Source organism: Kribbella sp. NPDC049227, assembly GCF_043197265.1.
In the GTDB taxonomy this organism is placed as follows: Bacteria; Actinomycetota; Actinomycetes; order Propionibacteriales; family Kribbellaceae; genus Kribbella.
Map to the genome: position 1 here is coordinate 1,006,438 of NZ_JBICST010000003.1, position 23,117 is coordinate 1,029,554.

At 69.1% G+C, this 23,117-nt stretch carries 27 protein-coding genes; 15 read left to right on the top strand and 12 right to left on the bottom strand.

Features of this window, described 5'->3' with window-relative positions; translation table 11 throughout:
* Positions 1 to 24: 24 nt before the first annotated feature.
* Together serB and ACGFH6_RS16970 are read right to left on the bottom strand one after the other, a co-directional pair.
* Positions 25 to 1,242, bottom strand: coding sequence for a phosphoserine phosphatase SerB (gene serB / locus ACGFH6_RS16965; RefSeq protein WP_393384592.1), 1,218 nt, complete (start codon positions 1,240 to 1,242; stop codon positions 25 to 27).
* 119 nt (positions 1,243 to 1,361) lie between these two features.
* Positions 1,362 to 2,096, bottom strand: coding sequence for a hypothetical protein (locus ACGFH6_RS16970; protein ID WP_131352417.1), 735 nt, complete (start codon positions 2,094 to 2,096; stop codon positions 1,362 to 1,364).
* 99 nt (positions 2,097 to 2,195) lie between these two features.
* On the opposite strand from ACGFH6_RS16970, the gene ACGFH6_RS16975 reads away from it, so the two are divergent.
* The 4 genes from ACGFH6_RS16975 to ACGFH6_RS16990 all read left to right on the top strand — a co-directional run bounded on the left by ACGFH6_RS16975 (position 2,196) and on the right by ACGFH6_RS16990 (position 5,839).
* Positions 2,196 to 2,978 (top strand): ABC transporter ATP-binding protein, encoded by a 783-nt coding sequence (locus ACGFH6_RS16975; protein ID WP_393384594.1) that lies wholly within the window; start codon positions 2,196 to 2,198, stop codon positions 2,976 to 2,978.
* A gap of 103 nt (positions 2,979 to 3,081) precedes the next feature.
* Positions 3,082 to 3,609, top strand: a complete 528-nt coding sequence (locus tag ACGFH6_RS16980; protein WP_393384596.1) for an NfeD family protein — start codon at positions 3,082 to 3,084, stop codon at positions 3,607 to 3,609.
* Positions 3,610 to 3,787: 178 nt separating this feature from the next.
* Positions 3,788 to 4,951, top strand: a complete 1,164-nt coding sequence (locus ACGFH6_RS16985; protein WP_393384598.1) for an SPFH domain-containing protein — start codon at positions 3,788 to 3,790, stop codon at positions 4,949 to 4,951.
* A gap of 141 nt (positions 4,952 to 5,092) precedes the next feature.
* Positions 5,093 to 5,839, top strand: a complete 747-nt coding sequence (locus ACGFH6_RS16990) for a sulfite exporter TauE/SafE family protein (protein WP_393384599.1) — start codon at positions 5,093 to 5,095, stop codon at positions 5,837 to 5,839.
* Between the two features lie 241 nt (positions 5,840 to 6,080).
* Here ACGFH6_RS16990 and ACGFH6_RS16995 read toward each other — a convergent pair whose 3' ends face one another.
* The gene (locus ACGFH6_RS16995) at positions 6,081 to 6,731 is read right to left on the bottom strand and encodes a TetR/AcrR family transcriptional regulator (protein ID WP_393384600.1); all 651 of its coding nucleotides are present in this window, start codon (positions 6,729 to 6,731) and stop codon (positions 6,081 to 6,083) included.
* A 78-nt stretch (positions 6,732 to 6,809) separates the two neighbouring features.
* Here ACGFH6_RS16995 and ACGFH6_RS17000 point away from each other — a divergent pair, with 78 nt between their 5' ends.
* Positions 6,810 to 7,763, top strand: a complete 954-nt coding sequence (locus tag ACGFH6_RS17000) for a zinc-binding alcohol dehydrogenase family protein (RefSeq protein WP_393384602.1) — start codon at positions 6,810 to 6,812, stop codon at positions 7,761 to 7,763.
* Positions 7,764 to 7,785: 22 nt separating this feature from the next.
* Complete coding sequence (locus ACGFH6_RS17005) at positions 7,786 to 8,217, top strand: organic hydroperoxide resistance protein (RefSeq protein ID WP_393384603.1); 432 nt, start codon at positions 7,786 to 7,788, stop codon at positions 8,215 to 8,217.
* A 3-nt stretch (positions 8,218 to 8,220) separates the two neighbouring features.
* On the opposite strand, the gene ACGFH6_RS17010 is transcribed toward ACGFH6_RS17005, so the two are convergent.
* The 5 genes from ACGFH6_RS17010 to ACGFH6_RS17030 all read right to left on the bottom strand — a co-directional run bounded on the left by ACGFH6_RS17010 (position 8,221) and on the right by ACGFH6_RS17030 (position 12,779).
* Complete coding sequence (locus ACGFH6_RS17010; protein WP_393384839.1) at positions 8,221 to 9,042, bottom strand: helix-turn-helix domain-containing protein; 822 nt, start codon at positions 9,040 to 9,042, stop codon at positions 8,221 to 8,223.
* A gap of 122 nt (positions 9,043 to 9,164) precedes the next feature.
* Positions 9,165 to 10,259: a flavin-containing monooxygenase gene (locus ACGFH6_RS17015; RefSeq protein ID WP_393384605.1), complete on the bottom strand. Its 1,095-nt coding sequence runs from the start codon at positions 10,257 to 10,259 to the stop codon at positions 9,165 to 9,167.
* Between the two features lie 109 nt (positions 10,260 to 10,368).
* The gene (locus ACGFH6_RS17020) at positions 10,369 to 11,919 is read right to left on the bottom strand and encodes a LuxR C-terminal-related transcriptional regulator (RefSeq protein ID WP_393384606.1); all 1,551 of its coding nucleotides are present in this window, start codon (positions 11,917 to 11,919) and stop codon (positions 10,369 to 10,371) included.
* Between the two features lie 21 nt (positions 11,920 to 11,940).
* On the bottom strand, positions 11,941 to 12,471 hold the full coding sequence (locus ACGFH6_RS17025; RefSeq protein WP_393384608.1) for a YbaK/EbsC family protein: 531 nt from the start codon (positions 12,469 to 12,471) through the stop codon (positions 11,941 to 11,943).
* Positions 12,468 to 12,779, bottom strand: a complete 312-nt coding sequence (locus ACGFH6_RS17030) for a GNAT family N-acetyltransferase (protein ID WP_393384610.1) — start codon at positions 12,777 to 12,779, stop codon at positions 12,468 to 12,470. Before ACGFH6_RS17030 ends, ACGFH6_RS17025 begins: the two co-directional genes overlap by 4 nt.
* Positions 12,780 to 12,922: 143 nt before the next feature.
* Here ACGFH6_RS17030 and ACGFH6_RS17035 point away from each other — a divergent pair, with 143 nt between their 5' ends.
* From ACGFH6_RS17035 to ACGFH6_RS17070, 8 genes are read left to right on the top strand one after another with little or no spacing between them, the layout of a single operon-like run.
* Positions 12,923 to 14,506 carry an MFS transporter gene (locus tag ACGFH6_RS17035; RefSeq protein WP_393384612.1) on the top strand — a complete coding sequence of 528 codons (1,584 nt, stop codon included), beginning with the start codon at positions 12,923 to 12,925 and terminating at the stop codon, positions 14,504 to 14,506.
* A gap of 9 nt (positions 14,507 to 14,515) precedes the next feature.
* The gene (locus tag ACGFH6_RS17040) at positions 14,516 to 15,976 is read left to right on the top strand and encodes a cobyric acid synthase (protein WP_393384613.1); all 1,461 of its coding nucleotides are present in this window, start codon (positions 14,516 to 14,518) and stop codon (positions 15,974 to 15,976) included.
* 22 nt (positions 15,977 to 15,998) lie between these two features.
* Positions 15,999 to 16,562 (top strand): DinB family protein, encoded by a 564-nt coding sequence (locus ACGFH6_RS17045; RefSeq protein WP_393384615.1) that lies wholly within the window; start codon positions 15,999 to 16,001, stop codon positions 16,560 to 16,562.
* 4 nt (positions 16,563 to 16,566) lie between these two features.
* Positions 16,567 to 17,475 (top strand): RNA polymerase sigma factor SigJ, encoded by a 909-nt coding sequence (gene sigJ, locus ACGFH6_RS17050; RefSeq protein ID WP_393384616.1) that lies wholly within the window; start codon positions 16,567 to 16,569, stop codon positions 17,473 to 17,475.
* A gap of 15 nt (positions 17,476 to 17,490) precedes the next feature.
* Positions 17,491 to 18,222 (top strand): SDR family oxidoreductase, encoded by a 732-nt coding sequence (locus ACGFH6_RS17055; protein ID WP_393384618.1) that lies wholly within the window; start codon positions 17,491 to 17,493, stop codon positions 18,220 to 18,222.
* Positions 18,219 to 18,608 (top strand): hypothetical protein, encoded by a 390-nt coding sequence (locus tag ACGFH6_RS17060; RefSeq protein ID WP_393384620.1) that lies wholly within the window; start codon positions 18,219 to 18,221, stop codon positions 18,606 to 18,608. The genes ACGFH6_RS17055 and ACGFH6_RS17060 overlap by 4 nt, the downstream gene beginning before the upstream one ends.
* Positions 18,609 to 18,642: 34 nt before the next feature.
* Positions 18,643 to 19,809 carry a CaiB/BaiF CoA transferase family protein gene (locus tag ACGFH6_RS17065; RefSeq protein WP_393384622.1) on the top strand — a complete coding sequence of 389 codons (1,167 nt, stop codon included), beginning with the start codon at positions 18,643 to 18,645 and terminating at the stop codon, positions 19,807 to 19,809.
* On the top strand, positions 19,778 to 20,920 hold the full coding sequence (locus tag ACGFH6_RS17070) for an acyl-CoA dehydrogenase family protein (RefSeq protein ID WP_393384624.1): 1,143 nt from the start codon (positions 19,778 to 19,780) through the stop codon (positions 20,918 to 20,920). Before ACGFH6_RS17065 ends, ACGFH6_RS17070 begins: the two co-directional genes overlap by 32 nt.
* Before the next feature lie 6 nt (positions 20,921 to 20,926).
* Here the strand turns inward: ACGFH6_RS17070 and ACGFH6_RS17075 are convergent, their stop codons facing one another.
* The 4 genes from ACGFH6_RS17075 to ACGFH6_RS17090 all read right to left on the bottom strand — a co-directional run bounded on the left by ACGFH6_RS17075 (position 20,927) and on the right by ACGFH6_RS17090 (position 22,824).
* A complete protein-coding gene (locus ACGFH6_RS17075; RefSeq protein WP_393384626.1) occupies positions 20,927 to 21,163 on the bottom strand; it encodes a hypothetical protein in 237 nt (78 codons plus the stop codon).
* Positions 21,164 to 21,239: 76 nt separating this feature from the next.
* Complete coding sequence (locus ACGFH6_RS17080) at positions 21,240 to 21,509, bottom strand: DUF6510 family protein (protein WP_393384628.1); 270 nt, start codon at positions 21,507 to 21,509, stop codon at positions 21,240 to 21,242.
* Positions 21,506 to 22,258 carry a ferredoxin reductase gene (locus tag ACGFH6_RS17085; RefSeq protein WP_393384630.1) on the bottom strand — a complete coding sequence of 251 codons (753 nt, stop codon included), beginning with the start codon at positions 22,256 to 22,258 and terminating at the stop codon, positions 21,506 to 21,508. The genes ACGFH6_RS17080 and ACGFH6_RS17085 overlap by 4 nt, the downstream gene beginning before the upstream one ends.
* Complete coding sequence (locus ACGFH6_RS17090; protein WP_393384631.1) at positions 22,228 to 22,824, bottom strand: sulfite oxidase-like oxidoreductase; 597 nt, start codon at positions 22,822 to 22,824, stop codon at positions 22,228 to 22,230. Before ACGFH6_RS17090 ends, ACGFH6_RS17085 begins: the two co-directional genes overlap by 31 nt.
* Before the next feature lie 117 nt (positions 22,825 to 22,941).
* Between ACGFH6_RS17090 and ACGFH6_RS17095 the strand changes: the two genes are divergently transcribed.
* Positions 22,942 to 23,082 (top strand): hypothetical protein, encoded by a 141-nt coding sequence (locus ACGFH6_RS17095; RefSeq protein ID WP_393384633.1) that lies wholly within the window; start codon positions 22,942 to 22,944, stop codon positions 23,080 to 23,082.
* Positions 23,083 to 23,117: the final 35 nt, after the last annotated feature.

A 23,117-nucleotide genomic window follows, 5' to 3' on the forward strand; every position in this document is an offset into this window, starting at 1 on the left:
GAATCTCCCTGCAGGATGGTGCGGTCAGGCCGGGCTGTCCGCGTCCGCGGCTTCCACTTCCTCGCGGCTGATGCCGAGCAGGTACAGGATCGTGTCCAGGTACGGCACGCTCAGGTGCGTGTCCGCGGCCGCGCGGACGACCGGCTTGGCGTTGAACGCGACGCCGAGACCGGCCGCGGCGAGCATGTCGAGGTCGTTGGCGCCGTCACCGATCGCGACCGTCTGGGACAGCGGCGTACCGGACTGTGCGGCGAACCGCCGCAGCGCGGTCGCCTTGCCGGCCCGGTCGACGATCTCACCGATCAGCCGGCCGGTGAGCTTGCCGTCGACGATCTCCAGCTCGTTCGCCTGCGCGTAGTCGATGCCGAGCTCCGCGGCCAGCTTGCCGGTGATCTGGCTGAACCCGCCGCTGACGATGGCGAACTTGAACCCCAGCCGCTTGAGCGTCCGCACCAGAGTCCGCGCGCCGGGCGCCAGCTGGATCGCGTCGTACACCTCGTCGAGCGCTGACGCGGGCAGGCCCTCCAGCTTGGAGACCCGGTGGCGCAGCGACTCGGCGAAGTCGAGCTCGCCGCGCATCGCCTGCTCGGTGACGGCCGCAACCTCCTCCAGCCTGCCCGCGTGCCCGGCGAGCATCTCGATGACCTCGCCCTGGATCAGCGTCGAGTCGACGTCCATCACGATCAGCCGCTTCGCCCGGCGGTAAAGGCCGCCGTCCTGCACCGCGACATCGAGACCCTGGCGGACACCCTCCAGCGCGAGCACAGTACGCAGCGTGTCCGGGCCGGCACCGGAGACCGCGATCTCCATCGCGGTCACCGGGTACCGCGCCATCCGGCTGATCCGGTCGATGTTGGCGCCGGTGTCGGCGATCCGGCCGGCGATCGCGGCCAGCCCGGCCGCGGACAGCGGATGCCCGATCACGGTGACCTGGCTGCGGCCCTTGCGCCGCGGCTCGTTGTCGCCGACACCCTTCTTGACCGAGATGTCGACGTCGAGGACGTCGGCCAGCGCCTTCAGTTCATCCTTGAGATCCTTGTGATCGCGCGGCGCCGACACCAGGACGCCGAGGACCAGCCGGCCCCGCAGGACGACCTGTTCGGCGTCGATCACCTCGAGTCCGCGGGAGGCGAGCGTCGACAGCACGGCCGACGTCAGCCCGGGCCGGTCGGTGCCGGTCAGTGTGACCAGCAGTGTCGGGCGATCGGGCGAATGCGTCTCGAGCTCAGCCTGTCCAGTCATCGCACTCCGAACGCTACCCAAACCCACCGAATCCCCGCTCTCCGGTCCATCCACTGGCGGGTTGTTCGACCGCTGACGCAGTACAACCGGTCAGCGGGCAAACAACCCGCCGGCGAGCGTCAGGCGTGGACAGGAGGCGCGCAGGCTGCGACCAACGCGCGCCGGGCCGCGGCGGCGAGGTCGAGCAGCGCCCGGCGGCGAGCATCGGCCTCGGCGCCGGTGACCGCCGCGCCGTCGTCCTCGAGCGCGGCGTCCGCGATGGCCAGGCAGCGCCGGGCGGTCGCGGCCGCCTTCACCGCCCGAGGTTGGTAGCCCGGGGCAAGATCGTCGTTCCGGCCGCTGCCGATCTTGCGGATGTCGATCAGCGCGTCCGCGACCTCGGGCTTCCAGCGCGCGACGTCGAGTGCGGCCAGTGAGTCGGCGGCCTCGATCAGGGCGAGCCGCAGACCACGGTCCGCCTCGCCGATGTCGGCCGGCAGCGGACTTGTCGCCGGCATCACACTCCACTGCACCGCCGGACCGACGTACGCCGGAACCAGTCCGATCTCAGCGCCTGACAGGACGACAGCCTCACCCGTCTCCAAGGCAGCTTCGTTGAACGACGGCGGTCCGGCGAGTCCGATCGGGTCGCCCGGCACCGGGAGTGCGAGGTGGGCCTGGGTCGCGCCGGCGGCACGCAAGAGGTTCAGCGCGACCGGGAGAGTGGCCGGCTCCGGATGTCCGGCCAGGCCCGCGACGTGGTGCCCGACGTCGTCGCCGAGGATCTTCTGTGCGGCGGTGTCGGGGTCGCAGGCACCGGTCAGCATCGAGTTGGTCCAGACGGTGAACCGGACCGAGGCGGAGGTGGTCAGCACGCCCGACAGTGTCCCACCACCACACCGGCCGGACGACTCCGGCCAGGCAGGTCCAGGGTGGGTACCGGGCACGCGGAGCCACCCCGTAGGTTTTGGGGCATGACTGCAGTGGTGGAGCTGGCCGGGGTGTCGATCGTCCGGGGTGACGCGCTTCTGCTCGACGGGATCGACTGGACCGTGGACGAGGCCGATCGGTGGGTGGTGATCGGACCGAACGGTGCCGGCAAGACGACCCTGCTGCAGATCCTCGCCGCCCAGATCCACCCGACCGCGGGTGTCGCCGGACTGCTCGGTGAGGTGCTCGGTGCCGTCGACGTCTTCGAACTGCGGCCGCGGATCGGACTCACCAGTGCAGCATTGGCCGACCGTCTTCCCAGGGGTGAGCGGGTCGCGGATGTCGTCGTCTCCGCGTCGTACGCGGTCCTGGGTCGTTGGCGGGAGGAGTACGACGAGCTGGACCACCAGCGGGCCAAGGAGTTGCTCAGCGAGCTCGGTATCGCGCATCTGAGTGAGCGGACGTTCGGCACGCTGTCGGAGGGGGAGCGGAAGCGGGTGCAGATCGCCCGTGCCCTGATGACCGATCCCGAGCTGATGCTGATGGACGAGCCGGCTGCCGGTCTCGACCTGACCGGTCGTGAGCAGCTGGTGCGCTCACTCAGCTCGATCGCGACCGCGGTCGGTGCCCCGGCGATGGTCCTCGTCACCCACCACGTCGAGGAGATCCCGCCCGGCTTCACCCACGCGCTCCTGCTCAAGCAGGGCCGGATCGTCTCGGCCGGCCCGATCGCCGAGGCCCTCACCGACCAGACCCTGAGCGACACCTTCGACCTCGCCCTGTCCCTGAACCACGAAGACGGCAGATACACCGCCCGCGCACTCTGACCCCTGCCTGACCACCCCACTCAGCTCGTCGGTGGGGATCCTGTGACGGGCCAGGCACGTCCAAGAGCCTGTGTGGGGACCGGAACGTGGATAGGCTTGGGAAATGATGGATTGGCTGCGGGACAACGTGTGGGCGGCTTGGCTGACGATCGCCGCCGTCCTCGGTCTGGCCGAGCTCGCTTCGCTCGACTTCACCCTGCTCATGCTGGCTGCCGGTGCGCTCACGGCCGCCGGGGTGGCGGCCTTCCTCCCAGGACTGCTCTGGCTGCAGATCGTCGTCGGACTCATCACGGCCGGCGCGATGCTCGCCGCGATCCGTCCGCTGCTCGTGCGCAAGATGCACCACGGTGGCGAGCTGAAGACCGGATCGGCCCATGTCATCGGCCGCACCGGGACCGTGGTCAAGGAGATCCACCCCGACGGCGGCGGCTCGATCCGGCTGAACGGTGAGCTCTGGACCGCCCGCCCGTACGACGAGGTCTCGACGATCCCCCCGGGCACCCGGGTCGAGGTGATGGAGATCGACGGTGCGACGGCCGTCGTCTACCCGATCGGCGACCCGCTGCACCACCAGCTGAACAACCCGGAGTCGACGCCGAACCCGAACCCGACCGACCCGCCCCAGAACTGACACACAACCGACGCGGTCGGCCGGTTGAGTCGGCCCCCACGCGCAGTACTGTCGGAATCGAGGGACGGCAGCGATCCCTGAGGGATCAGGCGGCCGACTCGCGGGGAACCGGAACGTCTGGTGGCCCGTCGATAGGAAAGACTGTCCGTCCTGAGGGTTCTGTCGAGTGGAGGGTCAAGTGACCGCGTTCCTCATAGTGCTTGCGGTGGTCGCCTTGCTGGTGATCGTCACATTGGTCAAGTCCGTCCGGGTGGTGCAGCAGCAGACCGTCGGGATCGTCGAGCGATTCGGCAAGTTCAAGACCGGTCTGCAGCCGGGCCTGAACCTGTTGACGCCGTTCGTCGACAAGGTTCGCTACACCATCGACATGCGCGAACAGGTGGTCGCGTTCCCGCCCCAGGGGGTCATCACCGAGGACAACCTGATGGTGTCGATCGACTCCGTCATCTACTTCCAGGTGAACGACCCGGTCCGGGCGACGTACGAGATCTCGAACTACATCCAGGCGATCGAGCAGCTGACCATGACGACGCTGCGAAACATCATCGGTGGCATGGATCTGGAGCAGACGCTGACCAGCCGCGAGGAGATCAACGAGAAGCTCCGCTACGTGCTGGACGAGGCGACCGGCAAATGGGGCATCCGGGTCAACCGGGTCGAACTGCGCTCGATCGACCCGCCGCCGTCGATCCAGGACTCGATGGAGAAGCAGATGCGCGCGGACCGCGACAAGCGCGCCGCGATCCTGACCGCCGAAGGTATGCGGCAGTCGGCCGTTCTGTCGGCCGAAGGCCAGAAGCAGTCCGCGATCCTCACCGCCCAGGGTGACCGGGAGTCCCGGATCCTGCGCGCGCAGGCCGAGCGGGAGGCCCGGATCCTGAAGGCACAGGGTGAGGCGCAGGCCATCACCACGGTGTTCAACGCGATCCACGCCGGCAAGCCGGACCAGGGTCTGCTCGCGTACCAGTACCTGCAGATGCTGCCGTCGATCGCCCAGGGCGACGCGAACAAGCTGTGGATCGTGCCGAGCGAGATCGGCGACGCGCTCAAGGGTCTGGGCAGTGCGGTCGGCCAGGTGGCCGGCATCACTCAGAAGGCCGAGGGGACCTGGCAGGCGCCGGAGCTCGACAACGGCCACACTCCGGAGCTCGCGGGTGTCTCCGCGGACGTCCCGGACGCCGCGGTGGTCGAGGCCGACAACGCCGTTGCGGAAGCGATCGCGGCCGCGCAGAAGGCCGCTGTCAGCACCCGCAGTCAGCAGACCCCGCCGACGGTGCCGCCGGTGTCGCCGAACTCGGAGCCCCCGGCTCCGCCGGCTGCCGAGCCGCCGCAGGATCGCTGAGCAGCAACCGTCGACAGGGCCTTCCCGGTACGTCCGGGGAGGCCCTGTCCTCACCTCGGCGCTGGAACGATCGAAGCCTGACTGCTCAACGGACGGACCGATGAGCACGACCGCCGATCAGGTGCGTAAAGTCTGGCAGCGATGACATGGTTCGAGGCGCTGTTCGTCTTGGTGGCGGGGATGGGCGCGGGCACGATCAACGCTGTGGTGGGGTCGGGCACGCTGCTGACGTTTCCCGCCCTGCTGGCCGTGGGGATCCCGCCGGTACTGGCGAACGTCAGCAACAGCGTCGGTCTTTCGCCCGGTACGGCGGCCGGTGCGATCGGCTACCGGCGTGAGCTGGAAGGCCAGCGCGGCCGGATGATCCGGCTGATCCCGGCCTCGCTGCTCGGCGGCCTCGTCGGGGGAGTGCTGCTCCTCACCCTGCCCGACTCCGCGTTCCATGCCGTCGTCCCGGTGCTGATCCTGCTCGGCTGTCTGCTGGTCGCCTTCCAGCCCTGGTTGTCGAAGTGGATCAGCGTGCCGTCGCACGCCCATCGCGGTGCCTGGTGGGTGATCCCCGCGGTCTTTGCCACCGGCATCTACGGCGGGTACTTCGGTGCCGCGCAAGGCGTGCTGCTGATGGCGATCCTCGGCCTCGGCCTGGACTCGAACCTGCAGCGGATGAACGGCCTCAAGAACGTCCTCGCCACCGTCGTCAACACGGTCGCCGCGGTGCTGTTCATCATCGTCGCCGACGTCGACTGGCTGGCCGCCGGTCTGATCGCGGTCGGCTCGACGATCGGTGGCTTCCTCGGTGCCCGCTACGGCCGCAAACTCCCGCCGATCGCGTTGCGCGTCCTGATCGTCTGCATCGGCATACTCGCCATCGTCACGATGGTGTTCTGATCCGGTCCCGTTTGATGGGCTCACCCACCAGGCAGTGGGTTGGCCAGCCTCGTGCGGTGTGCGAACCCGCGGGCGGGTGGGTCAGCCCACCAGGTGGGGTCGGTGCAGGGGAAGCGCGGGGTCTTGAGGCGCTGGCTGGTGGGCTCACCCACCAGGCAGTGGGTTGGCCAGCCTCGTGCGGTGTGCGAACCCGCGGGCGGGTGAGTCAGCCCACCGGACGGGGATGGGGGAAAGCGGGGAGCTAGGGGTGGGTGGGGGATTGGAGGCCCTCGAGCAGCAGGTCCAGGCCGTAGTCGAACTGGTCGTCGCCGCCCGTCGTTCGGGCCAGCTCCGGCGCCAGCTCGACGACCGTCGGGAAGTCCTGCGCCGACAGTGACTCCATCGTCGTCCGCAGCCGCCGCCACGCCTCCGGATCGCGGCGCTCGGCGGCCATCTGGATCTCCCACGACGTTGCCCCGAGCACATAGGTGAACAGGGTGGTGTGAGTCCGCGCGGCCGTCTCCGGATCGAACCCGGCGGCACGCAGTACTCCGAGCAGACCCTCGGCCACCCGAGCCGTCTCGTGCCCGGCCAACGGCCGGCTCGCGAGTAGTTGCGCCAGGCAAGGATGCTGGAGCATCAGCAGCCGCAGCCCGCGGCACACCGCCCGGACCTGATCCGGCCACGAAACGTCCTGCGGTACGGCGGGCAGCAGGCCCATCAGGTGGTCGCGGACAGCGTCGTACAGGTCGTCCTTGTTGCGGAAGTAGGTGTAGAGCGCCATCGGGCCGACCCCGAGCTCGGCGGCCACGCCGCGCAGGCTGAACGCGTCGGTGCCCTTGGACTCCATCAGCTCGAGTGCGGTCCGGACGATCAGCTCGGAGCTGAGGGTGTTGCGCGGTGTCCGGCCCATCCCGATCCCTCCTTGGAAGCAGTTAACGTACAGTGTATAGTACAGCGTATCGAGCGGACGACGGAAGGCAGGGAGAACGTGCGAGCGGTACAGATCGCCGAGTTCGGCGGACCTGAGGTGCTGAAGGTCAGCGACGTCGCGGAGCCGGTGGCCGGCGACGGGCAGGTCCTGATCACGGTGGACCGTGCGGGGATCAACTACGCGGACACGCATCAGGTCGAGAACAGCTACCTGTCCAAGGCGAAGCTGCCGCTGACCCCGGGTGGTGAGGTGGTCGGGCACACGCCCGACGGCCGCCGGGTGGTCGCGCTGGTCGGCTCCGGCGGGTACGCCGAGAAGGCGGTCGCCCAGGCCGCGGTGGCGTTCGACGTACCCGAAGGCGTCAGTGACGGAGCGGCGCTCGCACTCGTGGTCCAGGGGACCACGGCCTGGCATCTGCTGAAGACCATGACCCACCTGGCGCCCGGCGAATCCGTGCTGGTGCACGCCGGTGCCGGTGGTGTCGGCTCGCTGGCCGTGCAGCTCGCGAAGCTGTGGGGCGCCGGCCGCGTGATCGCGACCGCGTCCTCGGAGGAGAAGCGCAACCAGACTCTCGAGCTCGGTGCGGACGTCGCCATCGACGGTACGCCGGAAGGCCTGAAGGACCGGATCATCGAGGCGAACGGCGGCAAGCCGGTCGACATCGTGCTGGAGATGGTCGGCGGGCCGACGTTCGACGAGTCGTTCGCGGCGCTGGCGCCGTTCGGCCGGCTCGTGACCTTCGGTGCCGCGTCCCGGCAGGCCGCCGCGGCGATCGACCCGGGCCGGCTGATGAAGGGGTCGAAGACGATCGCCGGTTTCTGGCTGGTCGACTGCCTGCGTGATCCCGCAGCTGTCGGAGGTCCGCTGGCCGAGCTGTTCGACCTGACCGCCGGCGGCAAGCTCACTGCGATCGTCGGCGGCGACTACGCGCTGTCCGACGTCGCAACCGCCCATGAAGACCTGCGGGCCCGCCGGACCGTCGGCAAGCTCGTGCTCGACCCCACTCGCTGAACGAACCAGGAGAACGACAGATATGACCATCGCAGTCGAGAAGGTTCTGTACACCGCGCGCGCGACCGCCCAGGGCGGCCGGGACGGCAAGGTGGCCACCAACGACGGCAAGCTCGACGTCGTCGTCGCCCCGCCCGCGGAGATGGGTGGCAATGGCAACGGAACCAACCCGGAGCAGCTGTTCGCGGCCGGCTACGCGGCCTGCTTCCACAGCGCGCTGAAGCTCGTCGCGCGCAAGGCTCGCCAGGACGCCGACGGCTCGACCGTGACCGCGGCGGTCGGCATCGGCCCGATCAACGGCGGCGCCGGCTACGGCCTGGAAGTGGAGCTCGAGGTGAGTCTGCCCGGCGTCGACCGTGCCGTCGCCGAGGAACTGGTCGCCAAGGCGCACGAGGTGTGTCCGTACTCCAACGCCACCCGCGGCAACATCAAGGTCGACCTGACGGTCGCCTGACGATCAGAGGCGGGCGAGGGCTTCCTTCAGGAGGCCCTCGGTCGCCGAGACCGGCGCCGCCGCGATCGTGAGTGCCTCCATGATCGCGACGTACTCGTCGACCTCTTCGAGCTTGTCCAGGTAGAGCGCGCTGGCCGCGTGCTCGATGTAGACGATGTCCGGCAGGTCCCCGTCGGGGAACCGCAGCAGGCTGAACGCGCCGCCGGTGCCGGGATACCCGACACTGCTGAACGGCATGATCTGCAAGGTGATGTTGGGCTGCTGCGCCCACATGATCAGGTGTTCGATCTGGGCGCGCAGGATCGCCTCTCCGCCGACCGGCCGGTGCAGCACCGACTCGTCGATGACCACCCACAGCCGGGCCGGATTCATCCGGGTCAGGATCTGCTGCCGGGTCACTCGCAGCGACACCCGCTGCTCGACCTCCTCGCCGGGCAGGAACGACTTGCCCAGCTGGACGACGGCCCGGGCGTACTCCTCGGTCTGCAGCAACCCTGGGACGAACATCACCTCGTAGGTCCGGATCAGCGTCGCCGCGACCTCGAGCCCCACGTAGTTGTTGAACCAGCTCGGCATCACGTCGCCGTACCGGGACCACCAGCCGGGGTTGTTCGCGGCCCGGGCCAGCTCCATCAGCCGGTTGCGTTCCTCCTCGTCGTCCATCCCGTAGAGCCCGAGCAGGTCGTTGACGTCGCGCTCCTTGAACCCGACGCGCCCGAGTTCCATCCGGCTGACCTTGGATTCCGAGGCACGGATCTGCCAGCCCGCATCGGCGCGACTGATCCCGGCCGACTCCCGCATCCGCCGCAGCTGTCCGCCCAGCATGATCCGGAGGGCGGTCGGACCGCCCTCGCCACCAGCCACTGTCACTGACTCACCCACGCCCTCGCTCCGGGGTTGCGAGGGGAACCCGGCACCCGTCCACTCACCCATTTCAGCCCGCGATGCTACCGCCTGTCCACGGTAACGGGCCGACTGGCACTCCGAAGGGTGTTTTGACGCAGCTGCCGTAGCAGATAACGGGCATCCCGGTCCAGCCCCTGGATGGTCCCTGACGCGACAGCGAACTGGAACTCGAGCCCGAGGAACATCAGACCGGGCTCATCGGTCGCGACGCCGCGCTCGTGCCGCACCCGGCCGCCGTCGAAGACCGGCAGGTCGAGGAAGCTGTGGTCCGGACCCGACCCGGTGCACCACACCACCGTCCCGACATCGGACAGTACGTCGCCCTCGGCGGTCACCGGCTGCCCGTCGCGGACGCTCTCGATCCGGCTCGTCGCGACCACTCCGGCCGCGTCGAGATCCGCGAGCTTGTTGCGGACCAGCATGACCCCGTGGCCTTCCTGCTCGGCCAGTGCCTTGCGGCCCATCGGCGTACGGCGAGTGAGGACGTGCCGGAACACGAACATCACGATCGGCAGGATCATCCGGCCACGCCCCGAGTCGATGTCGACCGGGACCTGCCCCGGATGCCGCCCGGCGAGCAGCGTGCGGTGGGTCTTGGCGGCCTCCAGCGCGATGTCGGTGCCGGAGTTCGCGGCGCCGACCACCAGAACGGTGCCGTCGGCAAACTGTTCCGGGTTGCGGTACTCGAGCGAGTGCAACTGCCGGATCGACGGGTCGAGTTCACTCGCGAACGACGGCCGCTGCGGCACCGTGTGCGATCCGCCGGCCACGATCACCCGGTCGGCCAGGTAGTCACCCTCGTCGGTCTCCACCCGGAAGCCCTCCGCGTCGCGCGACACCCGCGTCACGCGTACGCCAGTCCGGACGGGCAGCTCGAAGTGGGCGGCGTACCGCTCCAGGTAGTCGCCCATCTCGTCCCGCGTCGGGCAGTCGTCCACCGGGATCGGCAGACCCGGCAGACTCGCGTACCGCGGCGGACTGAACAGCCGCAGCGAGTCGTACCGCCGTCGCCACGAGTCACCGATCCGCGGATGCCCTTCGAGGATCACGAAGTCCTCACCCCGCCGCCGCAGGTGGTAGCCCATCACCAGACCGGCTTGCCCGCCGCCGATCACCACAGTCCCGAACCTGTTCATCCCAGCCCCCTTGTGCCGTTCGTTCGGCTCAACGTAGGACTGCGGACCGTGCCGCCACATCGACCGACCACGCCAAGCAGGGCGCGGCGGACTGGTCATTTCTACCCAGTCAGACCAGGCCCTTCTCATACGCGTACGCCGTGGCCGCGGCCCGGCTGGAGACGCCGAGCTTGCCGAAGATGTTGCTCACGTGCCGGGCGACGGTCCGCTCGCTGAGGAACAGCTGCTCACCCACCGCCCGGTTGGTGATGCCCGTGGCCAGCAGCCGCAGTACCTCCAGCTCCCGCGGGCTCAGCCCGCCGGTCTGACCGGTGTCCTCGAGTGCCGCCAGGTCAGCCAGCGCCCCGAGCTGCTCGAACGCCGCCCGGGCGCTGGCGAGCTCCATCTGCTCCGCGTCAGCATCGCCGAGCGCCCCACACGCCCGCCCTACCAGAACCCGGGTCCGCGCCGCCTCGTACGGCATCTCCAGCTCCTGCCACAACATCCATGCCCGCCGCAACAACGGCATCGCCCCTCGCGGATCCTCACTCGCAACCCGCACCGCCCCTTCGCAGTACGCCGCCAACGCCTGCAGGTACGGCGAGTCGACGCGGGAGAACTCGTTCAGCTCGGCGGCGGCCTTCCGCGCCGCCTCGAGATCACCACAGTCGACGGCCAGGTCCACCCTGGCGGCAAGGAGCGCCGGACGGGTCGGAGCCAGCGGGTCCTCAGCCAGTGCTCGTTCGAGTCCCGCGATCGCCGACGCGTGGTTCCCCTGCGCGGCCCGCAGCCTGGCAAGACCTGGCTGTACCTCTGCGCCCTCGCTGCCGGCGCGCTGATACGCCTGCTCGGCCTCCGCGTACCTTCCGCGCTGGCGTTCGAGCTCAGCCACCTGGTACCACGCAGAGCCGACCGCGCCGGGCGCCAGCCGACGGCAAGCATCCTCTGCAGCGCCCGCCGCCTCGGACCACGCCCCGCGCAGTTGCAGGATCTGCGCCCGATGCACCAGACACACCCCGCGGTACGGCACCAGGCCGGACTGCTGGTCGCACCAGCCGGTGAGCGCGTGTGTCCACTCCTGCGCCCGGCGTACGTCGTACAACCGCATGCACAGGTCGATCACGGCGCAGTAGGCGATCCCAGCGACCTCAGGGCCGACCCGGCCGGCGGTGACGTGCACCATCGCCTCGTCCAGTGCCGTCAGGGCTTCCGTCCGCCGACCGAGCATCTCCAGACATCGGCCACGGCCGAGCGACGCCAACGCGATCGCGGACGGCTCGGTCGCGAGCTCGCGGGCCTGTTCGAACCGGGGGAGTGCGGTGGCGGGGTCGCCGGTCATCATCCGCGTGGCCGCGTCCGCCTGCAGGAACATTCCGGTCAGCTCGTGGTTCTCGGCCGGAATCATCCGCCCGACCCGGGCACGCCAACCGGCGGCCCGGGCGAACTCGCCGCGGCCCTGCAGGTGGAAGCCGAGCCAGAACGCGCTGCGGACCGCCCGGTCGACGTCACCGCGGGCCAGATGCTCGTCGAACGCGCGTTCCCGGTAGCCGGCGACCTCGTCGTCGTGGCCTAGGACGAAGGCGGCGACGGCCAGCCGGTCGAGGTCGGCCGGTGGGAGAGGGCCGCGCTGGTCGGCGGCGGTCAGCTCGGCGTACTCGGCCGGCCAGTCGTACTGTTCCATCGCACCCCCAACCGCCCGCCGCTAGCTCTGTGCCAGCGCCAACACTGTTGCTGCTGGCAACTTGGCCAGGTCGGCGCCGTCCAGCAGGATCTTGGACCCGCGGATTCCGCTGCCGATCACCACCAGCCCGGCCCGGGTGACCGCCTCGTCGACCAGCACCGGCCACTCGGCCGGCAGTCCGATCGGGGTGATCCCGCCGTACTCCATGCCGGTCGAGCTGACCGCGTCGTCCTGGGCGGCGAAGGAGATCTTCCGTACGCCGAGATGCTTGCGGATCACGCCGTTCACATCCGCTCGATCGGTGGCCAGCACCATCACCGCGGCGTACGTCGACTCACCGGCGCGCTTGCCATGCACGATCACGCAGTTCGCCGACGCGTCCATCGGTACGTCGTACTCCGCGCAGAAGGCGGCGGTGTCGGCCAGGCCCGGATCGATCGGGGCAGCGTAGGCAGCGAGGTCGCCGAGCGCATCGCGCACGGGCGCCGCCAGGAGCTCGGGCACCTCCGCGGCTGGTCGCCACTCGACCTTGCCCAGTACAGGTGCGGTCACTTCGCTGCCTCCTCACCGGGCCGGCGGACCAGGTCGGCGTACTCGGTGTGCTGCTCGAGGTAGTCCTGGTAGAACGGGCAAGCCGGCTTGACCCGCAGGCCGAGGGCGCGGGCGTCGTCGAGGGACTTCGACGCGATCCGGCCGGCCACGCCGCGGCCGCGGTACTCGGGCAGCGTCTCGGCGTGCAGGAAGCTGATCACGCCCGGGTGCAGCTTGTAGTCGACGAATCCCATCAGGTTGCCGTCGGTGTCCAGTGCCTCGTACCGGCTGCGCTCCTTGGCGTCGACGACGCTGATCTCGTTCTCCATGTCCGCCACTGTAACCAGCGCATCCGGCGGTGGTGCCGCGTGACCGTGGGTTTGGACTTCGTGACTCCTGGGGTACGGGCTCTGGAGATGTGTCCGGCCGGACACACCGTGGTACCACGGGCTCGGGAGGAGCAGGAGCAGGGATGAGCAGCGAGCACGCACTGGAAGAAGGCAGAGCGATACCCAGTCTCGTGCCGGCCCGGATGGACCGGCTGCCGTGGACCAGGTTCCACTGGATGATCGTGGTCGGACTCGGCGTCTCGTGGATCCTGGACGGCCTCGAGATCCAGCTGGTGTCGCTGGTCGGGAACGTGCTGAAGGAGCCCGAGACGCTCCACCTGACCACGTCCCAGGTCGGTCTGATGGCCTCGATCTATCTGGCCGGCGAGGTGGTGGGTGCGCTGGTCTTCGGCCGGCTCACCGACAAGTGGGGCCGCCGCAGCCTGTTCATCATCACGCTGATGGTCTACCTGGTCGCCTCCGGTCTGGCCGGCCTGTCGTGGGACATCTACTCGCTGCTGTTCTTCCGGTTCATCGCCGGTATGGGCATCGGCGGTGAGTACGCCGCGATAAACTCCGCGATCGACGAGCTGATCCCGTCGAAGTTCCGCGGCCGCGTCGACATCGGCATCAACGGCACCTACTGGGCCGGCGCGCTGCTCGGATCCGCGGTCGGTCTGGTGTTCCTGAACGAGGACATCATCCCGATCGAGTGGGGCTGGCGGCTGTGCTTCCTGATCGGTCCGGTGATGGGTCTGATGATCATCTACCTGCGCCGGCACATCCCGGAGAGCCCGCGCTGGCTGATGACGCACGGCCGGGTCGAGGAGGCCGAGCGGACCGTCGACGAGATCGAGGAGACTGTCCGGCGGCAGGGCGGCGAGCTGCGCGAGGTGACCGACGACGAGGCGATCAACGTGATCGACTACCCGCCGGTGACGTACCGCGAGATCGCCCGGGTGATGCTGCGCGACTACCGCAGCCGATCCTTCCTCGGCTTCTCGATGATGGTCACCCAGGCGTTCCTCTACAACGCGATCTTCTTCACCTACGCACTGGTGCTCAAGGCGTACTTCGGCCTGAACGACTCCAGCATCGCGCTCTACTTCTTCCCGTTCGCGATCGGCAATCTGGCCGGTCCGCTACTGCTCGGCCACTTCTTCGACACCATCGGCCGGCGCAAGATGATCCTCGGCACGTACTCCGTGTCGGCCGTGGTGCTGTTCGTCACCGCGCTGCTGTTCAACGCCGGCGCGCTGAGTGCGGTCACGCTGACCCTGCTGTGGTGCGTGGTGTTCTTCTTCGCCTCGGCCGGCGCGTCGTCGGCGTACCTGACGGTGAGCGAGATCTTCCCGATCGAGCTGCGTGGTCAGGCGATCTCGTTCTTCTTCGCGATCTCGCAGCTGACCGGTGGTGTGATCGCGCCGTTCCTGTTCGCCTCACTGATCGGTGAGGGCGACAACCCTGCGCGCGGTCCGCTGACTGTCGGGTACATCATCGGCGCGGCCGTGATGCTGATCGGTGGTCTGATCGCCTGGTTCTTCGGGGTCGACGCGGAAGGCAAGTCGCTGGAGAACATCGCGAAGCCGCTGTCTGCCCGCGAGGGTGGCGCGGGGACCCGGTTCCAGGGTCCGCGGCCGCGGCTGCCCAGCACCGACGCCCAGGGCCGCCGGATCACCCCGGTCAAGCCGGAGGCCGAGCAGGGGAGATCGTCCGACGACGCTTAGGATCCCCGCGTGGGCTCACTCCTGATCGCGGGTACGACGTCGGACGCGGGTAAGACGACCGTGGTGACCGGGTTGTGCCGCTGGCTGGCGCGGCAGGGTGTCCGGGTGGCGCCGTACAAGGCGCAGAACATGTCGAACAACTCGATGGTCTGCGCGGACGGCACCGAGATCGGGCGGGCCCAGTGGATCCAGGCCGTCGCGGCCGGCGCGGAGCCCGAGGCGGCGATGAACCCGGTGCTGCTCAAGCCGGGCAGTGACCAGCGCAGTCACGTCGTACTGATGGGGGAGCCGTGGGGCGAGTTGTCGTCCCGCGGCTTCCTCACCGAGCGGGCCGAGCTGGCCAAGGCCGCGTTCGCGGCGTACGACGATCTGGCCTCGCGGTACGACGTGGTGATCAGCGAGGGCGCGGGCAGCCCGACGGAGATCAATCTGCGCCGGTCGGACTACGTGAACATGGGACTGGCACGGCACAGCAAAGCTCCAGTGGTCGTTGTCGGCGACATCGATCGCGGGGGAGTGTTCGCCTCGATGTTCGGCACGGTGGCGCTGCTGGACGGGGCCGACCAGGCGCTGGTCAGCGGGTTCCTGGTGAACAAGTTCCGCGGCGACGCGACGCTGCTCCAGCCCGGCATCGACATGCTCACGTCCGTGACCGGCCGCCCGACGTACGGCGTCCTGCCGTGGCTGCCCGAACTGTGGCTGGACTCCGAGGACGCGCTGGACATCCCGGTACGTCGTACCTCCTCGGCCGAGCTGCTCACGGTGGCGGTGATCCGCTTCCCGCGGATCAGCAACTTCACCGACCTCGACGCGCTGGCGGTCGAGCCGACGAACGGCGTGTTCTTCACCACCAGCCCGGCCGAGGTACGGGATGCGGACCTGGTCGTGCTGCCGGGGTCCCGGGCAACGGTGTCGGACCTGGCGTGGCTGCGGTCGCTCGGTCTGGCGGATGCGGTGAGCGCGCGCGTTGCGGCCGGACGGCCTGTGCTCGGGATCTGTGGTGGCTACCAGGCTTTGGGCGGCGCGATCACCGATCCGCACGGCGTCGAGGGTGGGGGTGAGCACACCGGACTGGGCTTGTTGCCGATAGCAACGGAGTTCTCCCGGGCGAAGGTGCTGGCTCGCCCGGCGCCGACGGCGTACGAGATCCATCACGGCGTCGTGACCGTGACGGGCGAGGCATCGGCGTTCCCGGGTGGCTGCCGGGTCGGGAACACCTGGGGAACGATCTGGCACGGGCTGCTCGACGACGACGCCGCCCGGCACACGTTCCTGACCGAGGTGGCTCAGCTGACCGGCAAGCCGGCACCGGACGGCACGGTCTCGTTCGCCGGTCTCCGTGAGGCGCGGCTGGATCGGCTCGCGGACGCCATCGACGAGTACGTCGACACCGACGCACTGCTGAGGCTGATCGCTGACGGCCCCGGGACGGTGCCGTTCATTCCGCCGGGTGCGCCGGAAACTGTCTGACGCCTGCACTAGCGTCCCGTCCATGAAGGCCGAACTGCAGAACTACCTCCAAGGCACCCGTGCGGTGATGCTGGCCAAGCTCGACGGTCTGAGTGAGTACGATCGCCGCCGCCCGCTGGTGCCATCCGGGACGAACCTGCTCGGACTGGTCAAGCACCTGGTCGGGATCGAGTACGTCTACCTCGGCACGAGCGTCGGGCGACCACCGGCGAAGCCGCTGCCGTGGGAGGAGGACGGCACTGTCTGGGACGGTGGCGACATGTGGGCGCTTCCGTCCGAGAGCACGGAGTACCTCACCGGTCTCTACCGCGACGCCTGCGCCCACAGCGACCGGTCCATCGACGAGCTCGACCTGGACACGCCGGCCGAGGTCCCGCACTGGCCCGAGGGCGGCCGGAGTACGACGTTCGGCGCGTTGCTCGTCCGGGTCGTCGACGAGACGGCCCACCACGCCGGTCATGCGGACATCGTGCGTGAACTGATCGACGGCCAGGGCGGGTCCGACGCGGACCACATGGACGAGGCCGGCTGGTCGGAGTACTACGCGAAGCTCCAGCGAGCGGCGGAGGCCTTCCTGACAGACTGACCGGGTGGATGACTTCGAACGCCTGCGCGGACGGATGTTCGGGATCGCCTACCGGATGATGGGTACGGCGACCGACGCCGAGGAGATCCTGCAGGACGCCTGGCTGCGCTGGCAGGCGACCGATCAGGATTCCGTGCGCGACCCGGACGCCTACCTCGCGCGGGTGGTCACCAACCTGTCGATCAAACAGCTCACCTCCGCCCGAGCGCGCCGGGAGACGTATGTGGGGGAGTGGCTGCCGGAGCCGGTGCTGAGTGGGCGGGCGGAGTTCGACGAGCTCGGGCCGCTGGACGTCGTGGCCGAGCGGGAGTCGGTGTCGTTCGCGCTACTGCTGGTGCTCGAGCGGCTGACACCTGCGGAGCGGGCGGCGTACGTACTGAAGGAGGCGTTCGGTTACAGCCATCGCGAGGTGGCCGAGCTGATCGGCACGACCGAGGTCAACGCCCGGCAGCTGACGTCCCGCGCGGCGAAACGGATCGCCGCCGAGCCACGGCGGGACCAGCCTGTGGACCGGGCCGGCTGGCGTGAGCTGGTGGAGCGATTCATCGCCGCGGCCCGGCTGGGTGAGATCGAGAAGCTGGAGAAGCTGCTCGCGGGCGATGTCGTGTCGCGAGCGGACGGCGGCGGCAAGGTGATCGCGGCCCGGAACGCGCTCGTCGGCAGGGAGCGGGTCGCGCGCTACCTGGTCGGCGTGATCGAGCGCTTCGGCGGCGGCATCGAGGCGGGTTTCGCCGAGGCGAACGGGCGTCCCGCACTGGTTGCCTTCGGCCCCGACGGCGTGCACGCGGTGTGCTTCGTCGAGTTCGGTGCCGAGGGCATCACCGACCTGCGCCTGGTGATGAACCCGGACAAACTCAGCTTCGCGGCCCGCCAGCTGTCACGAACCGACGGCCTACCGGATCTGAGCTGGTGACAGAAAGGACACCAGATGAGTTGCATCCTCGTCACCGGCGGCACCGGGACGCTCGGCCGGCCTACCGTCGGGCGGCTTCGTGCGGCCGGGCACCAGGTCCGGATCTTCAGCCGGAAGCCCGGGCCTGATCGCTTCGTCGGAGACCTGACGACCTGTGCGGGGCTGGCCGCCGCGGTCGAGGGCATCGACGTGATCGTGAACCTCGCCACCAGCCTCGGCCGCCGGGACGAGCGGCAGGCGCGCAACCTGCTCGACGCCGCCCGAGCTGCCGGTATGCCGCACGTCGTACAGATGTCGATCGTCGCGGTCGACCGGATCCCGATGCCGTACTACCGGACCAAGCTCGCCGTCGAGCGACTCGTCGAGGAGTCCGGCGTACCGTTCACGATCCTGCGGGCGACCCAGTTCCACGACCTGATCGACCAGATATTCCGGGCGCAGCGGTTCCTGCCTGTGCTGTTCGCGCCCGCCCTCACCCTCCAGCCCATCGCCGTCGAGGATGTCGCCGGCCGCCTGGTCGAGCTGGTCGCGGCAGCGCCCGCCAACGGGCGCGTCGCCGACATCGGCGGCCCTGAACGGCGCCCAGTCCCAGACCTGGCCCGGCTGTGGAAGCGAGCCAGGAGTTCTCGCCGACCAACCGTTTCACTGCGGATCCCGGGGAAGACCTTTCGCGCCTACGCCACCACAGGGCCTCTGGTCGACGGGACGCCGTACGGTCGGATCACGTTCGCGGAGTACCTCGCATGAGGGGCTATGTGCGGTCGGTGCTGGTGGTGTTCGGCGCGTACCAACTCGTCCTTGGTCTGTGGTTGCTGTTCTTCCCGTTCTCGTTCTACGACGACGTGCCGACGGTGGACTGGACACCGCCGTACAGCGAGCACCTGTTCCGCGACTTCGGCGGCGCGACGCTCGGTCTGGCGGTGATCTTCATCGCGGCCGCGGTGCGCTTCGACCGAGTGCTCAGCACGGTCGCGCTGCTGGCGTACCTCGTCGGGGCGGTGCCACACCTGTTCTTCCACCTCGGTCATCTCGAGGGCGAGTCGCCAGGGTGGTCGATCGCGCTCGCCGTGGTGCTGGCCCTGAGCGTGCTGGTCCCGGCCGTGGCGCTGGTGATGGTTCGCAAAGTGACTTGACGACTGTGACAGTAGAACTGTCACAATAGCGCTCATGGGTCCACTGCAAGGCGTCAAGGTGGTCGAGCTGGCCGGGATCGGTCCGGCGCCGTTCGCCTGCATGATGCTGGCCGAGCTGGGCGCAGACGTCCTCCGGATCGACCGGCCCGGTGGTGGACTGGCTTTCGGCCCGCCGGAGTACGAGCTGGTGAACCGCGGTCGCCGCAGCGTGGCCCTGGACCTGAAGAACCCGGCCGCGATCGACGTCGTACGACGCCTGGCCGCGCAGGCCGACGTACTGGTCGAGGGCTTCCGGCCGGGCGTCGCCGAGCGCCTCGGCGTCGGTCCGGAGGACTGTCACGCGATCAATCCCAGACTGGTCTACGGGCGGATGACCGGCTGGGGACAGGACGGTCCGCTCGCACAGACGGCGGGGCACGACATCGACTACCTCGCGGTGTCGGGCGCGCTGCATCTCATCGGTCGCGCGGGTGGACCGCCGCAGGTGCCGGCGAACCTGCTCGGTGACTTCGCCGGCGGCTCGCTCTACCTGGTGGTCGGCGTACTCGCTGCATTGCACGAAGCTCAGCGCAATGGCCGCGGTCAGGTGGTCGACGCGGCGATCGTAGACGGCTCCGCGCATCTGACCACGATGCTGCTCGGTGCCCTGGCCGCCGGGAATTGGCGGCAGGACCGCGGGACGAACCTGCTCGACACCGGCGCCCCGTTCTACGACGTGTACGAGACCGCGGACGGTAAGCACGTCGCCGTCGGCGCGATCGAGCCGCAGTTCTACGACGAACTGATCGCGACGCTCGGGATCAGCCCACCGGATCGCAACGACCCGGCGAACTGGCCCGAGCTGCGCAAGGTGCTGACCGAGACGTTCCTGCGACGCACCCAGGACGAGTGGGCGCAGGTCTTCGACGGCTCCGACGCCTGCGTGGCACCGGTGCTGCCGCTCGCCGCCGAGCACCCGCACCTTGTTGCCCGAGGCACCTTCATGGACCACGACGGAATCCGCCAGGCCGCCCCGGCACCACGCTTCTCCGGTACGCCGACCAGCCTCGGGCGACCGCCCGCGCGGCCCGGACAGCACACCCGCGACGCACTGGCCGAGTGGGGTATCACCGACATCGACGAGCTGCTGGAGACCGGCGCCGCCGTCCAGGACCGAGAGGAACCGCCCGATGGAACGTCAGCTCTTCGACGCCGATCATGATGCCTTCCGGGAGACCGTGCGAGCGTTCTGCGACAAGGAGATCGTGCCGCACCACGACGGCTGGGAGGAGGCCGGCATCGTCTCGCGCGAGCTGTGGACCGCGGCCGGCCAGGCGGGCCTGCTCGGCTTCATGATGCCGGAGGAGTACGGCGGTGGCGGTGTGCGGGACTACCGGTTCAACACCGTGCTGATCGAGGAACTGACCCGGGCTCGTGCCAGTGGGGTCGGCTTCACGATTCACACCGACATCAATTCGGCGTACCTGCTGGACTATGCGACCGAGGAGCAGAAGGCGCGGTGGCTGCCGAAGTTCTGTTCGGGCGAGACGATCACCGCGATCGCGATGACCGAGCCGGGCGCCGGCAGCGACCTGCAAGGCATCCAGACCACGGCGCGCCGCGACGGCGATCACTACGTGCTGAACGGCCAGAAGACGTTCATCTCGAACGGCATCCTCGCCGACCTCGTCATCGTGGTGGCCAAGACCGACCCGGCGGCAGGGGCGCAGGGTGTCTCGCTGCTGGTGGTCGAGCGCGGCATGCCCGGGTTCGAGCGCGGCCGCAATCTGGACAAGATCGGTCTGAAGGCGCAGGACACCGCGGAGCTGTTCTTCGACCAGGTCCGGGTCCCGGCGGAGAACCTGCTCGGCGAGGAGGGCAAGGGCTTCGTCTACCTGATGGAGAAGCTGCCGCAGGAACGGCTGACCATCGCGGTCGTCGCGGCGGCCGCCTGCGAGAACCTGCTCGACGACACGCTGCGCTACGTCAAGGAGCGCAAGGCGTTCGGCCGGCCGATCGGCTCGTTCCAGAACAGCCGCTTCGTGCTCGCCGAGATCGCCACGGAGACGCAGATCGCCCGTGTGTTCGTGGATCGCTGCGTCCAGGAGCTGAACGCCGGCACGCTCACCGTGGCCGAGGCCGCGATGGCCAAGTGGTGGACCACCGAGCTGCAGAAGAAGGTCGTCGACCGCTGTCTGCAACTGCACGGCGGCTACGGCTTCATGACCGAGTACCCGATCGCCAAGGCCTACCTGGACACGCGGATCCAGACGATCTACGGCGGCACCACCGAGATCATGAAGGAGATCGTGGGCCGTAGCCTCGGCGTGTAGCGGGGTCTACGGCTCGGGCTGCTCCAGCTCGAGCCGCTGGGACAGTTCGTACCGCAACCTGCTCCGGTAGATCGCCAGCCGCAGGTCGATGACTCTGGCTGTGCCTGCCGTGTGCGGCCTCTGGGCATGGAGCTCGTCGACCACGGTCAGCGCAGCCGCCAGTTCCTGCTGTTGCCATAGATCCAAAGGCTCCGAACGCGCGAGGCGATCGAGATAGTCGGTCCCGTGATCTGCTGTGGCCACCGGTCCTCCCATGCAGGTAGAGGGCCGGGGTCTGGGGCCGCGTGTGACGGATCTCTTCCTGAGACTACGCCCGAGGCTAGGGATTGGGCAGCCTGAGGTATGTCAGGCCGCGCAGATCCACGTAGACGTCGGACGGGGTGGTGACAACGCGCAGTAGCACGCCGTCGCAACCGGCACAGCGAGCGACCAGGCCGGGAGCGTTCACATAGACGTGCGACTCCGCGAACACGCCGGTCTGCCCGCATCCGTTGCACTGGGTGATCGCGGCGGTCACATCCATCGCGAAGACTTCGCTCAGCGCTCCGGCGGCGGCGTTGCCGTCCAGGTAGGTGGCATCTGTGGTCATCGCGGGCCTCCAGTCGGTCCGAAACGCTCGGTTCTGACGCGGGCCGGGTCGTGTCCGGCGGCGACCAGCAGATCCGCCACCGCCTCCACGAACGGCGTCGGCCCACACACGTACGTCGTCGGTCCGTCCGCCGGCGTGAACGCGAGCCGCTCGATCAGGTCCGCGTCGATACGCCCCACCCGCGGTTCTCCGGCCGGCGCCTCCCGCGTGTAGACGAGTCGTACGTCGACGTCGTCCGACGCGGCCAGTTCCTTCAGGTCTTCCACATAGATCACCGAGGCCGGCCCTCGTACCGAGTAGAGCAGGCGCACCGGCGTCGTACTGGCCGCGGCCGCGTGGGCACGCAGCATCGCGCGCAGCGGAACGATCCCCGACCCGCCGCCGATGAGCTGGACCGGCCCTTCCTGCTCCGGCTTCCAGACGAACCACCCGCCGACCGGACCGCGGATCTCCAGCGGATCGCCCACCTTCAGCACCTCGACCAGGTACGGCGAGACCTCACCTTCGGGCACCTGCTCGATGGTGAGCTCGATCGTGTCACCGGTCCACGCCGAAGCGACCGAGTACGACCGGGAGGCGCGGTACCCGTCGGGCGCGGTCAGCCGGACGTCCAGGTGCTGCCCGGGAAGGTGCCCCGGCCAGTCCGGTACGTCGAGCACCAGTGTGCGGGCGGTAGCCGTCTCCCGCCGTATGTCGGTGACAGTGGCGACCTGCCAGGTCAGTCGCCGGCGTAGCGCTGTTCTTTCCATGGGTCTCCGTACTCGTGGTAACCGGCGGTCTCCCAGAAGCCGAGGTCCTGGGTGTCGGACAGCACCAGGCCGCGGACCCACTTCGCGCTCTTCCAGAAGTACAGGTGCGGCACCAGCAGACGGGCCGGGCCGCCGTGCTCGGGGTCGATCGGCTCGCCGTCGTACTCGTAGGCGATCCAGGCCTGACCGTCGAGCAGGTCGTCCATCGGCACGTTGGTCGTGTACCCGCCGTAGCTGTGCACGAGTGCGTAGTCGGCGCTGGTCTCCACATCCGCGAGCAGTGTGTCGAGCGAGACACCCTTCCAGTTCGTCTCCAGCTTCGACCACCGGGTGACGCAGTGGATGTCCTTGGTGATCTCGTCGGCCGGCAGGGCCAGCAACCCGGCCCAGTCCCACTTGGTCGCCTCACCCGTCTCGGTGGTGACGGTGAACTCCCAGTGCTCCGTGCGGATGTGCGGGGTCGGGCCGGCGGACAGCACCGGGAAGTCCCGCGTCAGGTACTGCCCGGGCGGAAGCTCCGATCCACTCCGCCGGCGGCCGGTGAATCCCGGCGACACAATCCCCATCTCGACCTCCCCTAGTTCACCTGAAGGCAGTCAACCACGCTGCGGCCTAGACTGTCAGGCAAGGTGCTGCCCCGGACCCCGGCAGCTTGTGCGCGGGCTGACTGGGATGGAGCCTCGATGAGCGAATGGATCGGTCTACGCTCAGTTGTCGCCGACACGACGGCCGCACCGAAGCGAACCAGAGATCCCGAGCCCGAACGGGTTCCGGAGTCCGAGCCGAGCGTGTCGCCGGCGGACGGCGAGCCGGCCGACGAGTAAGGCCGCTAGGGTGAAGCATCCGCCCGGCGGCGGCA